At 72.6% G+C, this 15,257-nt stretch carries 14 protein-coding genes; 8 read left to right on the top strand and 6 right to left on the bottom strand.

All coding sequences use genetic code 11. The features are described from left to right. The first annotated feature begins 4 nt into the window (after window positions 1-4). Window positions 5-472: a DUF3106 domain-containing protein gene (locus JGR68_RS10785; RefSeq protein ID WP_199362919.1), complete on the top strand. Its 468-nt coding sequence runs from the start codon at window positions 5-7 to the stop codon at window positions 470-472. A gap of 7 nt (window positions 473-479) precedes the next feature. Here the strand turns inward: JGR68_RS10785 and JGR68_RS10790 are convergent, their stop codons facing one another. The 3 genes from JGR68_RS10790 to JGR68_RS10800 all read right to left on the bottom strand — a co-directional run bounded on the left by JGR68_RS10790 (window position 480) and on the right by JGR68_RS10800 (window position 6,342). Continuing rightward, entirely contained in the window at window positions 480-1,580 is a 1,101-nt protein-coding gene (locus JGR68_RS10790; RefSeq protein WP_199362918.1) for an NAD(P) transhydrogenase subunit alpha, read from the bottom strand. Window positions 1,581-1,646: 66 nt separating this feature from the next. Continuing rightward, window positions 1,647-3,773, bottom strand: coding sequence for a DUF1631 family protein (locus JGR68_RS10795; RefSeq protein ID WP_199362917.1), 2,127 nt, complete (start codon window positions 3,771-3,773; stop codon window positions 1,647-1,649). A gap of 121 nt (window positions 3,774-3,894) precedes the next feature. Beyond that, window positions 3,895-6,342: a DUF1631 family protein gene (locus JGR68_RS10800; protein ID WP_200672690.1), complete on the bottom strand. Its 2,448-nt coding sequence runs from the start codon at window positions 6,340-6,342 to the stop codon at window positions 3,895-3,897. A 49-nt stretch (window positions 6,343-6,391) separates the two neighbouring features. On the opposite strand from JGR68_RS10800, the gene JGR68_RS14040 reads away from it, so the two are divergent. Genes JGR68_RS14040 through JGR68_RS10815 form a run of 4 tightly spaced genes read left to right on the top strand, consistent with a single transcriptional unit; the run spans window position 6,392 to window position 9,165 of the window. Continuing rightward, entirely contained in the window at window positions 6,392-7,012 is a 621-nt protein-coding gene (locus JGR68_RS14040) for a nitroreductase (protein ID WP_234446499.1), read from the top strand. After that, a complete protein-coding gene (locus JGR68_RS10805; protein ID WP_234446645.1) occupies window positions 6,994-7,956 on the top strand; it encodes a 5'-3' exonuclease H3TH domain-containing protein in 963 nt (320 codons plus the stop codon). The genes JGR68_RS14040 and JGR68_RS10805 overlap by 19 nt, the downstream gene beginning before the upstream one ends. Before the next feature lie 10 nt (window positions 7,957-7,966). Then, on the top strand, window positions 7,967-8,533 hold the full coding sequence (locus JGR68_RS10810; protein WP_199362915.1) for an NUDIX hydrolase: 567 nt from the start codon (window positions 7,967-7,969) through the stop codon (window positions 8,531-8,533). A 23-nt stretch (window positions 8,534-8,556) separates the two neighbouring features. Then, entirely contained in the window at window positions 8,557-9,165 is a 609-nt protein-coding gene (locus JGR68_RS10815; RefSeq protein ID WP_199362914.1) for a hypothetical protein, read from the top strand. A gap of 27 nt (window positions 9,166-9,192) precedes the next feature. Here the strand turns inward: JGR68_RS10815 and pip are convergent, their stop codons facing one another. Both pip and prmC read right to left on the bottom strand, forming a co-directional pair. Next, window positions 9,193-10,134 (bottom strand): prolyl aminopeptidase, encoded by a 942-nt coding sequence (pip, locus tag JGR68_RS10820; protein ID WP_199362913.1) that lies wholly within the window; start codon window positions 10,132-10,134, stop codon window positions 9,193-9,195. Window positions 10,135-10,170: 36 nt separating this feature from the next. Next, entirely contained in the window at window positions 10,171-11,022 is an 852-nt protein-coding gene (gene prmC, locus JGR68_RS10825) for a peptide chain release factor N(5)-glutamine methyltransferase (RefSeq protein ID WP_199362912.1), read from the bottom strand. Between the two features lie 116 nt (window positions 11,023-11,138). Between prmC and ahpC the strand changes: the two genes are divergently transcribed. From ahpC to JGR68_RS10840, 3 genes are all read left to right on the top strand, one after another. Beyond that, window positions 11,139-11,699: an alkyl hydroperoxide reductase subunit C gene (gene ahpC, locus JGR68_RS10830; RefSeq protein ID WP_199362911.1), complete on the top strand. Its 561-nt coding sequence runs from the start codon at window positions 11,139-11,141 to the stop codon at window positions 11,697-11,699. 236 nt (window positions 11,700-11,935) lie between these two features. After that, window positions 11,936-13,528: an alkyl hydroperoxide reductase subunit F gene (ahpF, locus tag JGR68_RS10835; RefSeq protein ID WP_199362909.1), complete on the top strand. Its 1,593-nt coding sequence runs from the start codon at window positions 11,936-11,938 to the stop codon at window positions 13,526-13,528. Window positions 13,529-13,562: 34 nt separating this feature from the next. Next, window positions 13,563-14,516 carry a LysR substrate-binding domain-containing protein gene (locus JGR68_RS10840; RefSeq protein WP_199362906.1) on the top strand — a complete coding sequence of 318 codons (954 nt, stop codon included), beginning with the start codon at window positions 13,563-13,565 and terminating at the stop codon, window positions 14,514-14,516. 30 nt (window positions 14,517-14,546) lie between these two features. Here JGR68_RS10840 and msrA read toward each other — a convergent pair whose 3' ends face one another. Further along, entirely contained in the window at window positions 14,547-15,170 is a 624-nt protein-coding gene (gene msrA, locus JGR68_RS10845; protein WP_234446500.1) for a peptide-methionine (S)-S-oxide reductase MsrA, read from the bottom strand. Between the last annotated feature and the right edge of the window lie 87 nt (window positions 15,171-15,257).

The following is a 15,257-nucleotide window of genomic DNA, read 5'->3' on the forward strand; positions in this document are numbered from 1 at the left end:
GACCATGCCGAATCCCACGATCCGCTCGACCACCACCGCGCTGCTTCTGGCGCTGGCCACGTTCACCCTGCCGGCCGCCGCACAGACGCCCGCCGGACCGGCACTCCCAGCCTGGGACCAGCTGAGCGACGCGCAGCGCGAGGCCCTGGTCGCGCCGCTGCGCCAGCGCTGGGACGACCATCCCGAGCGCCGCGCGCGCATGCTCGAACATGCCGAGCGCTGGCAGCAGATGCCGCCCGAACAGCGTGAGCGTGCCCGCCGGGGCGCCGAGCGCTGGCGACAGATGGATCCGGAAAAGCGCGGCGCCCTGCGCGCCCTCTATGCGCACATGCGAACCCTGCCCGAGGCCGAGCGCGAGGTCCTGCGCAAGCAGTGGGGCGCGATGACGCCGGCGCAGCGGCGCGCGTGGGTCCAGGCGCATCCGGCGCCACCGCGGGCGCCCAGGTCCCCCGAGCCGCCGCGCGACCGCTGAGCGCGACTCAGGCCGCGGGCTGCGGTTGCGGCCAGACGGTCCTGGCCAGCAGCTCGTCGTTCCAGTCGAAGGCGAGCGCGCCGTCGGCGACCAGCAGGCTGGCGAAGTTGAAGACGTTGCGCGCGAACATCTCGCTGGCGTGCACCGCGCCGCTGCTCGCAAGGTCGAGCGGCCCGGCCACGGTGACCCCGCCGGCGTCGATCGTCTCGCCCGGCCGCGTCAGCTCGCAGTTGCCGCCGGTCTCGGCGGCGAGGTCGACGATCACGCTGCCGGGCGCCATGCCGCCGACCATGCCGGCGGTGATGATCTTCGGCGCCGGCCGCCCGGGAACGGCGGCGGTGCAGACGATGGCGTCGATGTTGCGCAGGTGCTCGCCCAGGCGCTTCTGCTGCTCGGCGCGCTCCTCGTCGGTGAGCGCGCGCGCATAACCGCCCTCGCCCGCCGCGCTCACGCCGAGGTCGAGGAACCGGCCGCCCAGCGATTCGATCTGCTCGCGGGTTTCCGGACGCACGTCGAAGCACTCCACCTGGGCGCCCAGCCGGCGCGCGGTGGCCACCGCCTGCAGGCCGGCGACGCCGGCGCCGATCACCAGCACCTTCGACGGCCGGATGGTGCCGGCCGCGGTGGTCAGCATCGGGAAGAAGCGCGGCGCCAGCTGCGCGGCGATCAGCACCGCCTTGTAGCCGGCCATTCCGGCCTGGGAACTCAGCACGTCCATCGCCTGCGCGCGCGTGGTGCGCGGCAACCGCTCCAGCGGGAACGCGACCACGCCGTGCGCGCGGATCGCTTCGCCACGCGCCGGGTCGGCCTCGGGCTGCAGCTGGCCAATGAGCGCGGCGCCTTCGCGCAGCGTCGCCAGCAGCGCCGGCGGCGGCGCCTGCACGCACAGCACCAGGTCGGCTCCGGCCAGCGCGCCCGGTGCATCGTCGGCAAGCACGGCACCCGCGGCGGAATAGGCGGCGTCGGCGAAGTGGGCGTGGTGGCCCAGGCCGCGTTCGATGGTGACCGTCGCCCCGAGGGCGACCAGCTTCCTGCAGGTTTCGGGGGTCAGCGCGACGCGCCGCTCGCCCGGCGCGGTTTCCCGCGCGATGCCGATCCTCACTGCCATTCCCGACTCCCCGCGATGCCTTCGCTCCATCCTAGCGGTGTCGGCGGCGATGCGCGACGGCAGCGCTCAGCCGGCCGGCGGACCGGCGAGTCGCTGCAGCACGGCTTCCGCCGCGCCTTCCGCCGAGCGCGCCACCAGCTGCGCGCCTGCCAGCGTCGCGGCCAGCTCCGCCGGTCCAAGCAGCGCCGTGCGCGCACCCTGGCGGTTCACCAGCAGGTGGCGTCCGGTGACCGGGCTGGTCCAGGCCAGGCGCAGCCAGGTCGGTGGCTCGCCCCCAGCGGCATCCCCGACCAGCACCTGTCCGACGGCTGCCGCCGCGTCGTCGCCGACAGACCCGGCGGACGTATCGAATCCTTCCGGCTCGGCCAGCGGCACGAAGGCCGCCGGCATGCGCGGCGCATCGGGCCGTGCCAGGGCGGCCACCAGCCGGGCCAACTGCTCGTCGGCGCCGGCATCGGCGATACCGCCGGCCAGCAGGCAGGCGCGAAGCTGCGGGCCGAGTGCGATCAGGCGATCGGCAACGTCGCGTCCCTCGGCCGCGGCCGCCGCGGCGTCGATCTCCAGCAGTTCGTCACCGACGGCCAGCGCCTCGCCGTGGCGAGCCGACCCGGGGCCGTCGCGCAGCCAGGCCATGGCCAGCGACTGGCGCCAGGCGCCGGAGAGGAAGCCGGCCACCTCGACCAGCAGTGGCGCGCGCCCAAGCCGCGCGGCGAGGTGCGCATCGGCGTCGCGGCGCGCCTCCTGCAGGCGCTCGCCGCCGAGGATCGACTGCCAGGCCCGGCGTTCGCTGATCGCCGCACGCCGCTCCAGCGGCGCGCGCGTGGCATCGAGTTCCTCCAGCGCCGCGGCGAACACGCCCGCGTCGTCGTGGTAGTCGTTGGCCACGCGGTCGGCCAGCCCGTCCGCCAGGACGTGCAGCGCGGCCTCGTCGTCGCTGCGCGCCAGGTTGGCGTCCCAGCACGCCACCAGGCCCGAGAGCAGGCGCATGGCCGGATGCGCGGGGTCTTCGAACAGCGCGGGATCGGCCAGCGCCAGCCGCAGCCATGGCCAGGCGAGCCTTGCCAGCCGGCCGCGGGCATCGGGTGACAGTGCGGCGTCGGCGCGCAGGCCGTCGAACAGCGCACCGACCGCGTCGATCGCATCGTCCTGGGCCGGCGATGGCGCCGCGAGGTCCGCAGGCAGGCCCAGGCCTTCGGCTCCGTTCCGCAGCGCATCCCTGAGGTGCACGCCGATCGAACCCGGCACCTGGACCGGCTGCTTCGGCGTCTCGTTGCCCTGCAGCAGGGACAGCACCGAAAAAAATTCCTGCTCGCTGAAGTCGCGGGCCGACGCGGCCCGGGAACTGGCCTCCGGGCCGCGCGCCGCGCGCAGGCGGTCGCACAGGATCCTGCGCCGCCCGGTGCCGTGCTCCACGGCTCCGGGCGCGGACTCGCGCCAGGACGACGCCTGGGGTTTGAGCGCGTCGTGTCCGGCCCAGGCCGGCTGCCCGCCCTTGCCCGCCACCGGTTGCGAGACCAGTGCGGCACCGCCGCTGGCGCCATCCAGCGCGTGTCCACCTTCGGCCAGCGTGGTGTTGAGCCAGGCATAGGCCTCGAGCAGGCGCGGTCCGCACAGCCGCTCGTACTGGCGCAGCAGCGCCGAGCGCAGGATCGGATCGCATTCGGTGGCGCTGAAGGTCTCGAGGAAGGCGTCGATCACCGCGCGCGGCGCGAACGGATTGACCGGCCGCGCATGGCCGCCGAGCGACGCCGCCATCGACCAGAGGCGCCCATCGATGATGCCGAGCACGTCGGCGAAGCGCCGCTCCAGCGCCTCGACCGCGGGCTGCCCGATCAGCTGCGCATGCAGCTCCCCGTCCGAGACCAGGGCGAAGCCGCGCGCGAGCCTGGCCGCATCCGGCGGCGTGGGCCAGCCGGCGAAGCCCTGGGCGAGATGGCCTTCCCAGCTGCGCTGGTGGCGGCTGGCGTCGTGCTGCAGGACGACGGCGTTGGCGAGCGCTTCGGCGAGTTCGTCGTCGGGCGCCTCGGCCGCGAGGCGCCTCAACTCGGCCTCGGTGGCTTCGCGGGACTCGGCCAGCAGCGGTAGCAGGCGGGCGCGGAAGCCCTGGTGCAGCGCCTCGAGCTGGCGGGCCGGCGTGTTGGCCGACGCTGTCCGGGCAGGACCTGCATCGCCGGGACTTGATCGCGGTCGCATTTCTAGGAGATGCCTGAGACTGGGCGGGCGCGCCACGATATCCCAACACCAGCACATGGCGCATGACGGCAACCGCGGCGGTCATCCGCCGGCAGGCGCCACGGCCATCCGCCAGCAGGCGTCAGCCGTTGACCGCCCTCTCGTCCCGCGCGTTGGACGCGGCCTTGGGATTGAGCTGTTGCCACACCTGGCGCATGGCCTCGTCGAACGGTGCATCGGTCGAACGCACCGCCACCCGGCCCGCCGCGACCAGGGCGGTCAGCTCCTCGGGCGACACCACCATCCGGCGCATGCCGCGGCGGTTCACCACCAGGAAGCGGCCGGTCAGCGGGCTCACCCAGGCGATCCGCGCCGCGGTCTCGTGTCCGTCCTCGTCGATCAGGCGCAGGCCCTGCCCGACCCGCAGCCGGCGCATCCGCGCGGCGACCTCCGGGTCGAAGTCCAGGGTGTCGGTGCCGCCCGCAAGCTGCAGCCCCGCCAGCGGGCCTTCGGCGGCGCCGGTGTCCGCGTCCTCCAGGCCGGCCTCCGGCGCATGCACGCGCCGGGGGGCGTCGGGCAGGCCGAGCGCGGAGATGATGCGGGCCATCCCGTCGCGCGCCGCGGTCGCGTCCATGCCGCAGCTGGAATAGCACTCGCCCAGCGGCACCTGCAGCGCCAGGAGTTGCTCGGCGACCACCCGGCCGCGCGCGTGCGCGGCGTCGACGTCGACCTGGACCATCGCGTCACCGAGCGCGATGGCCTCGTGGTGGCGACTGCTGCCCGGGCCGTCGCGCAGCCAGGCCTGGGTGAGGTGGTGGCGCCAGTGGCGGTCGAGGAACTGCGCCACCGGCGCGGTCAGCCGCCGCTCCGACAGACGCGAGCCGACCAGGTCGGCGGCATGGGCGCGCGCCTGCTGCAGCCGCTCGCGACCGTGGATCGCTTCGGCGGCACGCTTCTCGGCCAGCTCGGACCGGCGGCGCTGCTGCTCCAGCTGGTCGCGCAGTTCGCTGGCGGCGAGTTCGAAAATCGCCTGGTCGTCGTCGTATTCCTCGACCACGCGGTCGACGGCACGCTCGGCGCGGTCCAGGGTCTCGCGGTCCTGCGGCGTTTCCCCGGCGTTGCCGTCGCAGGCCTCGGCCAGCACGTCGAGCAGGCGCCGCGCGGGATGGCTGCGGCGGTTGAACATCGAATCGTCGGTCAGCGCGACCTTCAGGTAGGGCACCACCAGCCGGCCGAAGAAGTCGCGTGCGCGGCCCTCCAGGTCGTTGGCGTCGCTGATCGAGCTGAAAAGCATGCCGACGAGGTCGATCGCATCCTCCTCGTCGACGCTGAAATGGGTCACGTCGGCGTCGAGGCCGAGCTGGCGCACACCGCCGCGGATGGCTTCGCGCATCACCCGGCTGAGCTCACGCGCGTCCGACGCCGCGAGTGCGCGGGTGTAGGGGGCGCTGTCGTCGCCCTGCAGGATCTGCGCGACGTTGAGCAGGTCCTCGGTGCGCAGCACGTGCGCGTCGCCAGGCGATGCATCCTGCTCGAACGGGTCACCCGCGCGCGCCGTACCCGTGGCCGTGCCGCCGCCCGAGGCGCGCCAGTGCGCGAGCTGCTCGCGCACGACGTCGCGATAGCGCGGTGGACGGCCTTCGGACGCCGCGGCGTGCATCGCGCCGCCGGCGATCGGCGCGCCGATGCCGTAGCCCATCGGCACGGCGCCGAAGCCACCGCCCGGCCCGCCCGATCCGCCCGCCGCTCCGGAGACACCGCCACCACCACCGCCGCCGCCGCCACCACCGCCGTGCTCGACAACCCCGCCCTCGGGCACCCAGCCACCGCCGACCTCGGCCTGTCCGCCGAGGTCGGCGCCGGCTGCCCCGTGGCCCTGCCCTCCGCCCGTGCCCGGGCGCCCGCGCACCGCGCGCGTGCCGCCGCCCGCCTGGGAGCCGAAGCCGGCCCCTTCGAGCATCGAATTGAGTTTCTCGTACAGGTCGCCGAGCACCTCCGGCAGGCGCTTGTCGAACTGGTTGAAGACCAGCGGACGCAGCCCGCGGGTCAGGTCTTCGGCACCGAAGAGCTCGACGAAGGCGGCCACCGCGGCCTCGGGGCGCACGGGATTGGCCCGCGGACCTTCGACGCCCAGCGCGGAGGCCAGGGCCTGCAGCCGTTCCTCCAGCTGCTCCAGCGGATGCAGGAACTGGTGGTCGAGCAGCTCGGTCGTGTGCTGTCCCGCGAGGTGGATCTCGAGCTCGCCCTCCGACATCAGGCTGAGCGACTTGTCGCTGAGCGGTGGCGACGCGGGCTTGCGCCAGGCATCGAAGCCGCGCTCGAGCGATTCGCGGTAGCGCGTGGCCAGGTCCAGCGCGCGATGGCCGAGCGCCATCACCGCCATGCGGTCGTCCTGGGCACCGCTGTAGTCGTGGCCGGCCAGCGCCTCCAGGCGCACCTGCTCTTCGATCGTGCCCCAGAACCCCGAGAGCACGCCGCCGAGGGCGGTCACCGATTCGCGCCGCAGGGCGTCGAACAGGCGCACGGGATCGCGCATCGCGCCGGAGCGTGACGGGGAGGGGGAGTAGCCGGGGGCGTCTTCTGCGATCATTCGGGATGCGATCGGTGCCGGGGGATGCACCCACGCATACCATCCCTGAATGGAGCCATCGAGGTCTGTGACTGCAATCCCACTTAGCCAACACTCCGCCGCGCTCGAGGCCCTCGACGCCCGCCGGTCGGTGCCCGCGCGCCAGCTGGAGGCGCCCGCGCCGACGCAAACCGAGCTGCGGCGCATGCTGCGTTCGGCGGTCCGCGTGCCGGACCACGGCAAGCGCGTGCCGTTCCGCTTCCTGTCGATCGCCGGCGACGCGCGCCACGCGCTGGGCGAGGCGGTCGCCGCGCGTGGCCAGGTCCTCCATCCCGATGCCGGCGAGGCGGCGATTGCCAAGGACCGCGCGCGCTTCTCGCATGCCCCGCTGGTGGTCGTGGTGGTCGCGGTGTTCGATCCGGCGGACGAGGCCATCCCCGCGCAGGAACGCCTGCTGACCGCCGGCTGCGCCTGCTTCGCCCTGCTGCAGGCAGCGCAGGGCATGGGCTTCGGCGCGTGCTGGCTCACCGGCTGGCCGGCCGTCGATCCCGGCGTGGCGGCGCTGCTCGGACTGGGCCCCGACGAGCGGATCGCCGGCTTCATCCATATCGGCACGCCCAAGCTGGTGCCGCCCGAGCGCGAGCGACCCGATCCCGACGCGCTGCTGCGCGCCTGGACGCCGCCGGCGTGACCCTGCCCGCGCCGGCCCCGCCGCTCTACCTGGTCGACGCCAGCCTGTACGTCTTCCGCGCCTGGCACTCGATGCCGGCGGAGGGCTTCCGCGACGCCGACGGCTGGCCGACCAACGCGGTGCACGGCTTCGCCCGCTTCCTGCTCGACCTGCTGGAGCGCGAGCGCCCGCGGCACATCGCCATCGCCTTCGACGAGGCCCTGGACTCCTGCTTCCGCAACGCGCTGTACCCGGCCTACAAGGCCAACCGCGACCCGGCGCCGGCGGAGCTCAAGCGCCAGTTCGCCTACTGCAAATCGCTGTGCGCGGCGCTCGGGCTGCCGGTGCTGGCGCACCGCGAGTACGAGGCCGACGACCTGATCGGCACCGCGCTGGTGCTGGCGCGCGATGCCGGCTTCCGCGGGGTGATCGTCTCGGCCGACAAGGACCTGTCCCAGCTGCTGCAGGCGCACGACGAGCAGTGGGACTACGCACGCGGCCAGCGCTGGGGCGCGGACGGGGTCAAGGCGCGCCAGGGCGTGCATGCCCACCAGGTGGCCGACTACCTGGCCCTGTGCGGCGACGCGGTCGACAACATCCCGGGCGTTCCCGGCATCGGCTGCAAGACGGCGGCCGTGCTGCTCGGGCATTTCGGCAGCCTCGACGCGCTGCTCGGGCGCATCGACGAGGTGGCCTTCCTGCGCATGCGCGGCGCCGCGACCGTGGCCGCGCGCCTGCGCGAGCACCGCGAACAGGCCCTGCTCTGCCGGCGACTGTCGACCATCGCCTGCGACGCCCCGCTCACGGATGCGACGGTGCCGTTCGAACGCGCCGCCGCCGACGCCGCGACGCTGGCCGCGTTCGCCGACGCGCTGGGGTTCGGACCGATGACGCGCCGCAGGCTCGACGCCGCCAGCGGCATCGCGGCGACGGCAAACGGTGCTTCGACCATGTCGGAAGGCTAGGATCGAGGGCATGGACGACACCCGCACCCGCGCCGGCGGCGAACAACCGGAAATCCTCTACCAGGGCGAATGGCTGCGCATGGTCCGGCGCGGCCACTGGGAATCCTGCGAACGCACCCACGGCAAGGACGGCCTGGCGGTGCTGGTGATCGCGGTGACCCCCGATGACCACGTGCTCTTCGTCGAGCAGTACCGGGTGCCGCTGGGCGCGCGCACGATCGAGATGCCGGCCGGCCTCGTCGGCGACGATGTCGACGACGACACCCTCGAATCCGCCGCGCGGCGCGAGCTGATCGAGGAGACCGGCTGGGACGCGGGCCGCATCGACGTGCTGCTGGTCGGCCCCACCTCGTCGGGCATGAGCAACGAGCGGATCGCGTTCGCCCGCGCGCTGGACCTGCGCAAGGTCGGCGACGGCGGCGGCGTGGCCGACGAGGCCATCACCGTGCACGCGGTGCCGCGCGCCAGCGCACCGGCCTGGCTGATGCGGAAATACGCCGAAGGCTACGAGCTCGACCTCAAGCTCTGGGCCGGGCTGTGGATGATCGAATACAACCCGGACGGCACGAAGGCCTGAGCCGCGGCGCGGCGGCCCCACGCATGCCCCGCCGGCTCATCCAGCTGTTCCTGGGCCTGGTCGCCTACGGCCTGTCGATGGTGCTGCTGGTGCAGGCCGGGCTCGGGCTGATGCCCTGGGACGTGCTGCACCAGGGCATCGCGCTGCAGGGCGACTGGCCGATGGGCCGGGTGGCGATCGTGGTCGGCTTCGCGGTGCTGCTGGCGTGGATCCCGATCCGCCAGCGCCCCGGCTTCGGGACCGTCTGCAACGTGGTCGTGATCGGCCTGGTGTTCGATGCGGCGATGGCCTGGATCGGCGGCGCGCTCGCCGACCTCACGCTGCCGGCGCGCGTCGGGCTGCTGGTCGGCGGCATCGTGCTCAACGGCGCGGCCACCGCGGCGTATATCGGCGCGCGCTTCGGCCCCGGGCCGCGCGACGGCCTGATGACCGGGCTGGCGCGGCGCACCGGATGGTCCGTGCGCCTGGTGCGCACGCTGATCGAAGGCGGCGTGCTGCTGGCCGGCTTCCTGCTGGGTGGCAGCCTCGGGCTCGGCACCCTCGCCTACGCGCTGACGATCGGCCCGCTGATCCAGCGCATGCTCTTGCTCTTCAACCGCCCGCCGCGCCCGCGCGCGGCGAGCGTGGCCTAGCCCGCCGGGCCGGGACCGCGCAGCCGCTCAGGCGAAGCGGTCGGTCGCCTGCACCAGCGCGTCGACGGTCTCGTCCTCGAACGCGGAATGACCGGACGTCGGCGTCACCACCAGCTCGGCCTTCGGCCAGACCTGGTGCAGGTCCCAGGCGTTCTGGATCGGGCAGACCACGTCGTAGCGGCCGTGCACGATGACGCCGGGAATGTCGACCATGCGGTAGGCATCGCGCATCAGCTGGTCGTCGCACTCGAAGAAGCCGGCGTTGGTGAAGTAATGGTTCTCGATGCGCGCGAAGGCCAGCGCGAACTGCGGGTCCTCGTGGTCGGACATGAAGCCGGGGTCGATGCGCAGGAAGCTCGTGGCCGCTTCCCAGACGCTCCACGCCCGCGCCGCGGCGAGGCGCGTGGCCTCGTCGTCGGACGTCAGGCGGCGGTGGAAGGCCGCGATCAGGTCGCCGCGCTCGCTCTCCGGGATGGCCGCGATGTAGTGCTGCCAGGCCTCGGGGAACAGGCGCGAGGCGCCTTCCTGGTAGAACCACTCCAGCTCCCAGCGGCGCAGCATGAAGATGCCGCGCAGCACCAGCTCGGTGACCTTCTTCGGATGGCTCTGCGCGTAGGCCAGCGCCAGCGTCGAACCCCAGGAACCACCGAAGACCTGCCAGCGCTCGATGCCCAGGTGTTCGCGCAGGCGCTCGATGTCGTCGACCAGGTGCCAGGTGGTGTTGTCGACCAGGTCGGCGTGCGGGGTCGAGCGGCCCGAGCCGCGCTGGTCGAACAGCACGATGCGGTACTTCGCCGGGTCGTGGAAGCGGCGCATCTTGTCGGTGCATCCGCCGCCCGGGCCACCATGCAGCATGACCACCGGCTTGCCCTCTGGATTGCCGCACTGCTCGTAGTAGAGGACGTGGCGATCGTCGACGCGGAGCGTGCCGGCGTCGAAGGGCTGGATCTCGGGATACAGCGTGCGCATGCGGGCGGAACCTCGTGCGGGATGAACGTGGCCAGTCTACCAGCGGGCTCCCCGGGCCGACCCCAGGCGCCCCAGGCTGACCCGGTCGCGGTGTTCGAGGTCGGGCACGGTGGCGACCTCTTCGAAGCCCGCGGCGGCCAGCAGCGCGCGCACGGCCGGACCCTGGTCCCAGCCGTGCTCGAGCAGGAGCCAGCCGCCGGGCACGAGGAGGGCCGGCGCGTGCGCGGCGAGGATGCGGATCGCGTCCAGGCCGTCGGCGCCGGACGCCAGCGCATCGGCCGGCTCATGGCGGAGGTCGCCGCGTCCCAGGTGTGGGTCGGCCGCGGCGATATAGGGCGGATTGCTGGCGAGCAGGTCGAAGCGATCGCCGGCCAGCGGCGCGAACCAGTCGCCCTGGCGGAAGTCGACGCGGCCATCCAGTCCGTGCGACCGCGCGTTTCCGCGCGCCACCGCCAGCGCGGCCTCGCTGCGGTCGGTCGCGACCAGCTGCGCGAGCGGACGCTCGCTGGCGATCGCCAGGGCGATGGCGCCGCTGCCGGTCCCCAGGTCGGCGACGCGCAGCGGCCGCCCGGTCGGCAGCCGCTGGAGCGCCTGCTCCACCAGAAGCTCGGTTTCGGGGCGCGGAATCAGCGTGTCCGGGGTCACCGCAAGGTCGAGGGTCCAGAAGCCGCGGCGTCCGACCAGGTAGGCCACCGGCATCCCCTCGGCGCGACGTGCCACCAGGGCATCGAAGCGGCGGGCCTCGGCCGCCGGAACCTCGGCGTCCGCGTGCGCGAAAAGCCAGGCCTGTGACCGCCGCAGGACGTGCTGGAGGAGGAGACCGGCCTCGGAGGCTTCGATCCGCTCTGCGGCCTCCGACAGGCATTGGGAAACAATGTGCTGGCTCATGATAGTTTTAGCCTATCGATTGAATAACTATAATCAACTTTACCGATTGATAGGCCTGGCCTAACATTCCCTTCGTCCGGCAGCCGCCGGTTTTCTCCCACCTCGCGAGGATTCCCATGTCCGTCATCAACACCGAAATCAAGCCGTTCAAGGCTACCGCCTTCCACAACGGCGAGTTCGTCGAAGTCGACAGCGCCAACCTGAAGGGCAAGTGGTCCGTGTTCGTGTTCTACCCGGCCGACTTCACCTTCGTCTGCCCGACCGAGCTCGAGGACCTGGCCATCAACTACGACGAGTTCAAGAAGCTCGGCGTCGAGATCTACAGCGTGTCGACCGACACCCACTTCTCGCACAAGGCCTGGCACGACAGCTCCGACGCGATCGGCAAGATCCAGTATCCGATGATCGGCGACCCGACCCACGAGATCTCTAAGAACTTCGAGATCCTGCGTCCGTCCGGCCTGGCCGACCGCGGCACCTTCATCGTCGACCCCGAGGGCGTGATCCAGTCGATCGAGATCACCGCCGAGGGCATCGGCCGTGACGCCCTGGAGCTGCTGCGCAAGGTCAAGGCCGCCCAGTACGTCGCCGCCCATCCGGGCGAGGTCTGCCCGGCCAAGTGGAAGGAAGGCGAGAAGACCCTGAAGCCGTCGCTCGACCTGGTCGGCAAGATCTAAGAACGCCGGTTTTTCTGTGGGAGCCGCTATAGCGGCGATCCCTCCGGCCTCAGGAAGCGATCGCGGCCATGGCCGCTCCTACAGGTGCAAGACCCAGCCCATCCCCGCTTCGGCGGGGGTGGGGCTGGACCGGAGTCCGTGCAGCGCGCGCGGCCTGCGGTCCATCCCCACGCCGGTGGCGGCCCGTCCCGGGACGGGCTGCAGGCCCCCGCCTTGCCGTTATCCAGGAGTCCACCATGCTCGAAGACGATCTCAAGACCCAGCTCAAGGCCTATCTCGAGCGGCTGCAGCGCCCCGTGGTGCTGGTCGCCAGCGTGGACGACGGCAGCAAGTCGGCCGAGATGCTCGAGCTGCTGGAAGACATCCGCGCGCTGTCGGACAAGGTGAGCGTCGAGGTCTCGCGCGACGACGCGCAGCGCAAGCCGTCCTTCGCCGTGACCTCCCCCGGCCATGACATCGACCTGCGCTTCGCCGGCCTGCCCATGGGCCACGAGTTCACCTCGCTGGTGCTGGCGCTGCTCCAGGTCGGTGGCCATCCGTCCAAGGCGGCGCCGGAGCTGCTGGAGCAGGTCCGCAACCTCGAGGGCGAGTACCGCTTCGAGACCTATTTCTCGCTGTCGTGCCAGAACTGCCCGGACGTGGTCCAGGCGCTGAACCTGGCCGCGGTGCTCAACCCCGGCATCCACCACGTCGCGATCGACGGCGCCCTGTTCCAGGACGAGGTCGAGGCGCGCGAAGTGATGTCGGTGCCGACCGTGTTCCTCAACGGCGAGGTCTTCGACCAGGGCCGCATGAGCCTCGAGCAGATCGTCGCCAAGCTCGATACCGGCGCCGCCAGGCGCGACGCCGCGGCGATCGCGAAGAAGGACGTGTTCGACGTGCTGGTAGTCGGCGGCGGCCCCGCCGGCGCGGCGGCGGCGATCTATGCGGCGCGCAAGGGCATCCGCACCGGCGTCGTCTCGGAGCGCTTCGGCGGCCAGGTGCTGGACACCATGTCGATCGAGAACTTCATCTCCGTGCCCGAGACCGACGGCCCGCGCTTCGCCGCGCAGCTCGAGGCGCACGTGCGCCAGTACGACGTCGACATCATGAACCTGCAGCGCGCGAAGGCGCTGAGCCAGGACGGCGACGGCGTGACCACCGTCGAGCTCGAGAGCGGCGCCAGCGTGCGCGGCCGCACCGTGGTGCTCGCCACCGGCGCGCGCTGGCGGCAGATGGGCGTGCCCGGCGAGGACCAGTACCGCAACAAGGGCGTGGCCTACTGCCCGCACTGCGACGGCCCGCTGTTCAAGGGCAAGCGCGTGGCGGTGATCGGCGGCGGCAACTCCGGCGTCGAGGCCGCGATCGACCTGGCCGGCCTCGTCAGCCACGTCACCCTGGTCGAGTTCGATTCGAAGCTGCGCGCCGACGAGGTGCTGCAGCGCAAGCTGCGCAGCCTGGCCAACGTGCGCATCATCACCTCCGCGCAGACCACCGAGGTGCTCGGCGATGGCAAGCGGGTCAACGGGCTGGTCTACCGCGACCGCGTCGGTGGCGACGCGCACCGCGTGGAGCTGGAAGGCGTGTTCGTGCAGATCGGCCTGCTGCCCAATACCGAGTGGCTGAAGGGCGCCATCGCGCTCAGCCCCCGCGGCGAGATCGTGGTCGACGACGCCGGCCGCACGTCGCTGCCGGGCGTGTTCGCGGCCGGCGATGCCACCACGGTGCCGTACAAGCAGATCGTGATCGCGATGGGGGAAGGCGCCAAGGCATCGCTCAGCGCGTTCGACCACCTGATCCGCAGCAGCAGCCCGGCCGCCACGGCCGATGCCGAGGCGGCCACGGCGTAAGCCGCGGCCACCTCCTCCACAGCGAGGCTCCGCCATGAACCTGCGCGACCTGGGCTACTTCGTCGCCCTCGCCGACCACCTGCACTTCGGCAGGGCGGCGGCGGCGAGCTTCGTCAGCCAGCCCACGCTGTCGACCCAGATCCGCAAGCTGGAGGAGGAGCTGGGCGTGGCGCTGGTGGAACGGGCGCCGCGCAACGTGATGCTCACGCCCGCCGGGCGCGAAGTCGCGACGCGCGCTCGGCGGGTCATGGCCGACATCGAGCAGATGCGCGAGGCCGCCCGGCGCAGCCAGGACCCCGAGGCCGGCACCGTCCGCCTGGGCCTGTTCCCGACCCTCGGCCCCTACCTGCTCCCGCACGTGGTGCCGGCGATCCGGAAGCGGTTCCCGGAGCTCGAGCTGCTGCTGGTGGAGGAGAAGAGCGATGTCCTGCTCGATCGCCTGCAGCAGGGCCGGCTCGATGCCGCTCTCCTCGCGCTGCCGGTAGGCGACGACCAGCTCGAGGTCGAGTTCCTGTTCGAGGAGCCCTTCGTGCTCGCGGTGCCCGAGGCGCACCCGCTCGCCGGCCGCGGCCGCATCTCGCTGGGCGACCTGGTCGACGAGCGCCTGCTCCTGCTCGCCGACGGCCACTGCCTGCGCGACCAGGCGCTGGACGTCTGCCATCTCGCCGGCGCCGGCGAGAAGGGCGAGTTCCAGGCCACCAGCCTGGAGACCCTGCGCCAGATGGTCGCCGCCAACGTCGGCGTGACCCTGCTGCCTTCGCTGGCGGTGAAGCCGCCGGTGGCGCGCTCGGACAACATCCGGCTGGTCGACTTCCACGCGCCGGCGCCCAGCCGGCGCATCGCCATGGTCTGGCGCCGCAGCACGGCGATGGCCGGCTTCCTGCACGAACTCGCCGACGTGCTCCGCGGGCTGCCGGCCGGGCTGCTGGAGCCGCACGTGTCCGAATCCACCGCGACGGCCCACGTCCCGGGCGCCCCCGGCCTGTAGCCGCAACGGCGTCCGTTCCTGCGCGCGGCCTCAGCTGGCGACGCCCACCTGGCAACTCACCCCGGTGCCGCCCAGGCCGCAGTAGCCGCGGGGATTCTTCGACAGGTATTGCTGGTGCTCGTCCTCCGCGTAGTGGAAGGCGGGCGCCGGATACACGATCTGGGTGGTGATCGGCCCGTGGCCTGCGTCGGCAAGGCGCTGCTGGTAGGCGTCGCGACTGGCCACGGCGGCGCGGTGCTGCGCCCCGGTGTCGCAGTGGATCACCGAACGGTACTGGCTGCCGACGTCGTTGCCCTGGCGCATGCCCTGGGTCGGGTCGTGGCCCTCCCAGAAGCGTGACAGCAGGGTCGCGAAGTCGACCCGCTCCGGGTCGTAGACCACCAGCACCACTTCGGCGTGGCCGGTACGTCCGCTGCACACCTCGCGGTAGGTGGGCGCGTCGGCGTCACCGCCGGCATAGCCGACGGCCGTGGTCTCCACGCCCGGCAGGGTCCAGAACAGCCGCTCCGCACCCCAGAAGCAGCCCATCCCGAACTGCACGCGCTCCGCGCCGGAAAACACGCCGCGCAGGGGGCGGCCATGGACATGGTGGACGGTGTTCATCGTTGACGCCTCGCGCGGACCGGCCTTCCATGATGTGGCCTGCCCCGGCACGGTCCAAGCCACGCCCGGGCGCGGCGTTCAGCCCGGCCACCGCCCGCGCGCCGCTCCGCTACACTGCCCGGTCCACGGCGCAGCCGC

The sequence above is a fragment of the Luteimonas sp. MC1750 genome (assembly GCF_016615955.1).
GTDB lineage: Bacteria > Pseudomonadota > Gammaproteobacteria > Xanthomonadales > Xanthomonadaceae > Luteimonas.

Excerpts from the sequence above, each read along its gene's own strand:
- JGR68_RS10785 (WP_199362919.1), top strand. The coding sequence starts at position 5 with ATGCCGAATCCCACGATCCGCTCGACCACCACCGCGCTGCTTCTGGCG.
- JGR68_RS10790 (WP_199362918.1), bottom strand. The coding sequence starts at position 1,580 with ATGGCAGTGAGGATCGGCATCGCGCGGGAAACCGCGCCGGGCGAGCGG.
- JGR68_RS10795 (WP_199362917.1), bottom strand. The coding sequence starts at position 3,773 with ATGCGACCGCGATCAAGTCCCGGCGATGCAGGTCCTGCCCGGACAGCG.
- JGR68_RS10800 (WP_200672690.1), bottom strand. The coding sequence starts at position 6,342 with ATGATCGCAGAAGACGCCCCCGGCTACTCCCCCTCCCCGTCACGCTCC.
- JGR68_RS14040 (WP_234446499.1), top strand. The coding sequence starts at position 6,392 with ATGGAGCCATCGAGGTCTGTGACTGCAATCCCACTTAGCCAACACTCC.
- JGR68_RS10810 (WP_199362915.1), top strand. The coding sequence starts at position 7,967 with ATGGACGACACCCGCACCCGCGCCGGCGGCGAACAACCGGAAATCCTC.
- JGR68_RS10815 (WP_199362914.1), top strand. The coding sequence starts at position 8,557 with ATGCCCCGCCGGCTCATCCAGCTGTTCCTGGGCCTGGTCGCCTACGGC.
- pip (WP_199362913.1), bottom strand. The coding sequence starts at position 10,134 with ATGCGCACGCTGTATCCCGAGATCCAGCCCTTCGACGCCGGCACGCTC.
- prmC (WP_199362912.1), bottom strand. The coding sequence starts at position 11,022 with ATGAGCCAGCACATTGTTTCCCAATGCCTGTCGGAGGCCGCAGAGCGG.
- ahpC (WP_199362911.1), top strand. The coding sequence starts at position 11,139 with ATGTCCGTCATCAACACCGAAATCAAGCCGTTCAAGGCTACCGCCTTC.
- ahpF (WP_199362909.1), top strand. The coding sequence starts at position 11,936 with ATGCTCGAAGACGATCTCAAGACCCAGCTCAAGGCCTATCTCGAGCGG.
- JGR68_RS10840 (WP_199362906.1), top strand. The coding sequence starts at position 13,563 with ATGAACCTGCGCGACCTGGGCTACTTCGTCGCCCTCGCCGACCACCTG.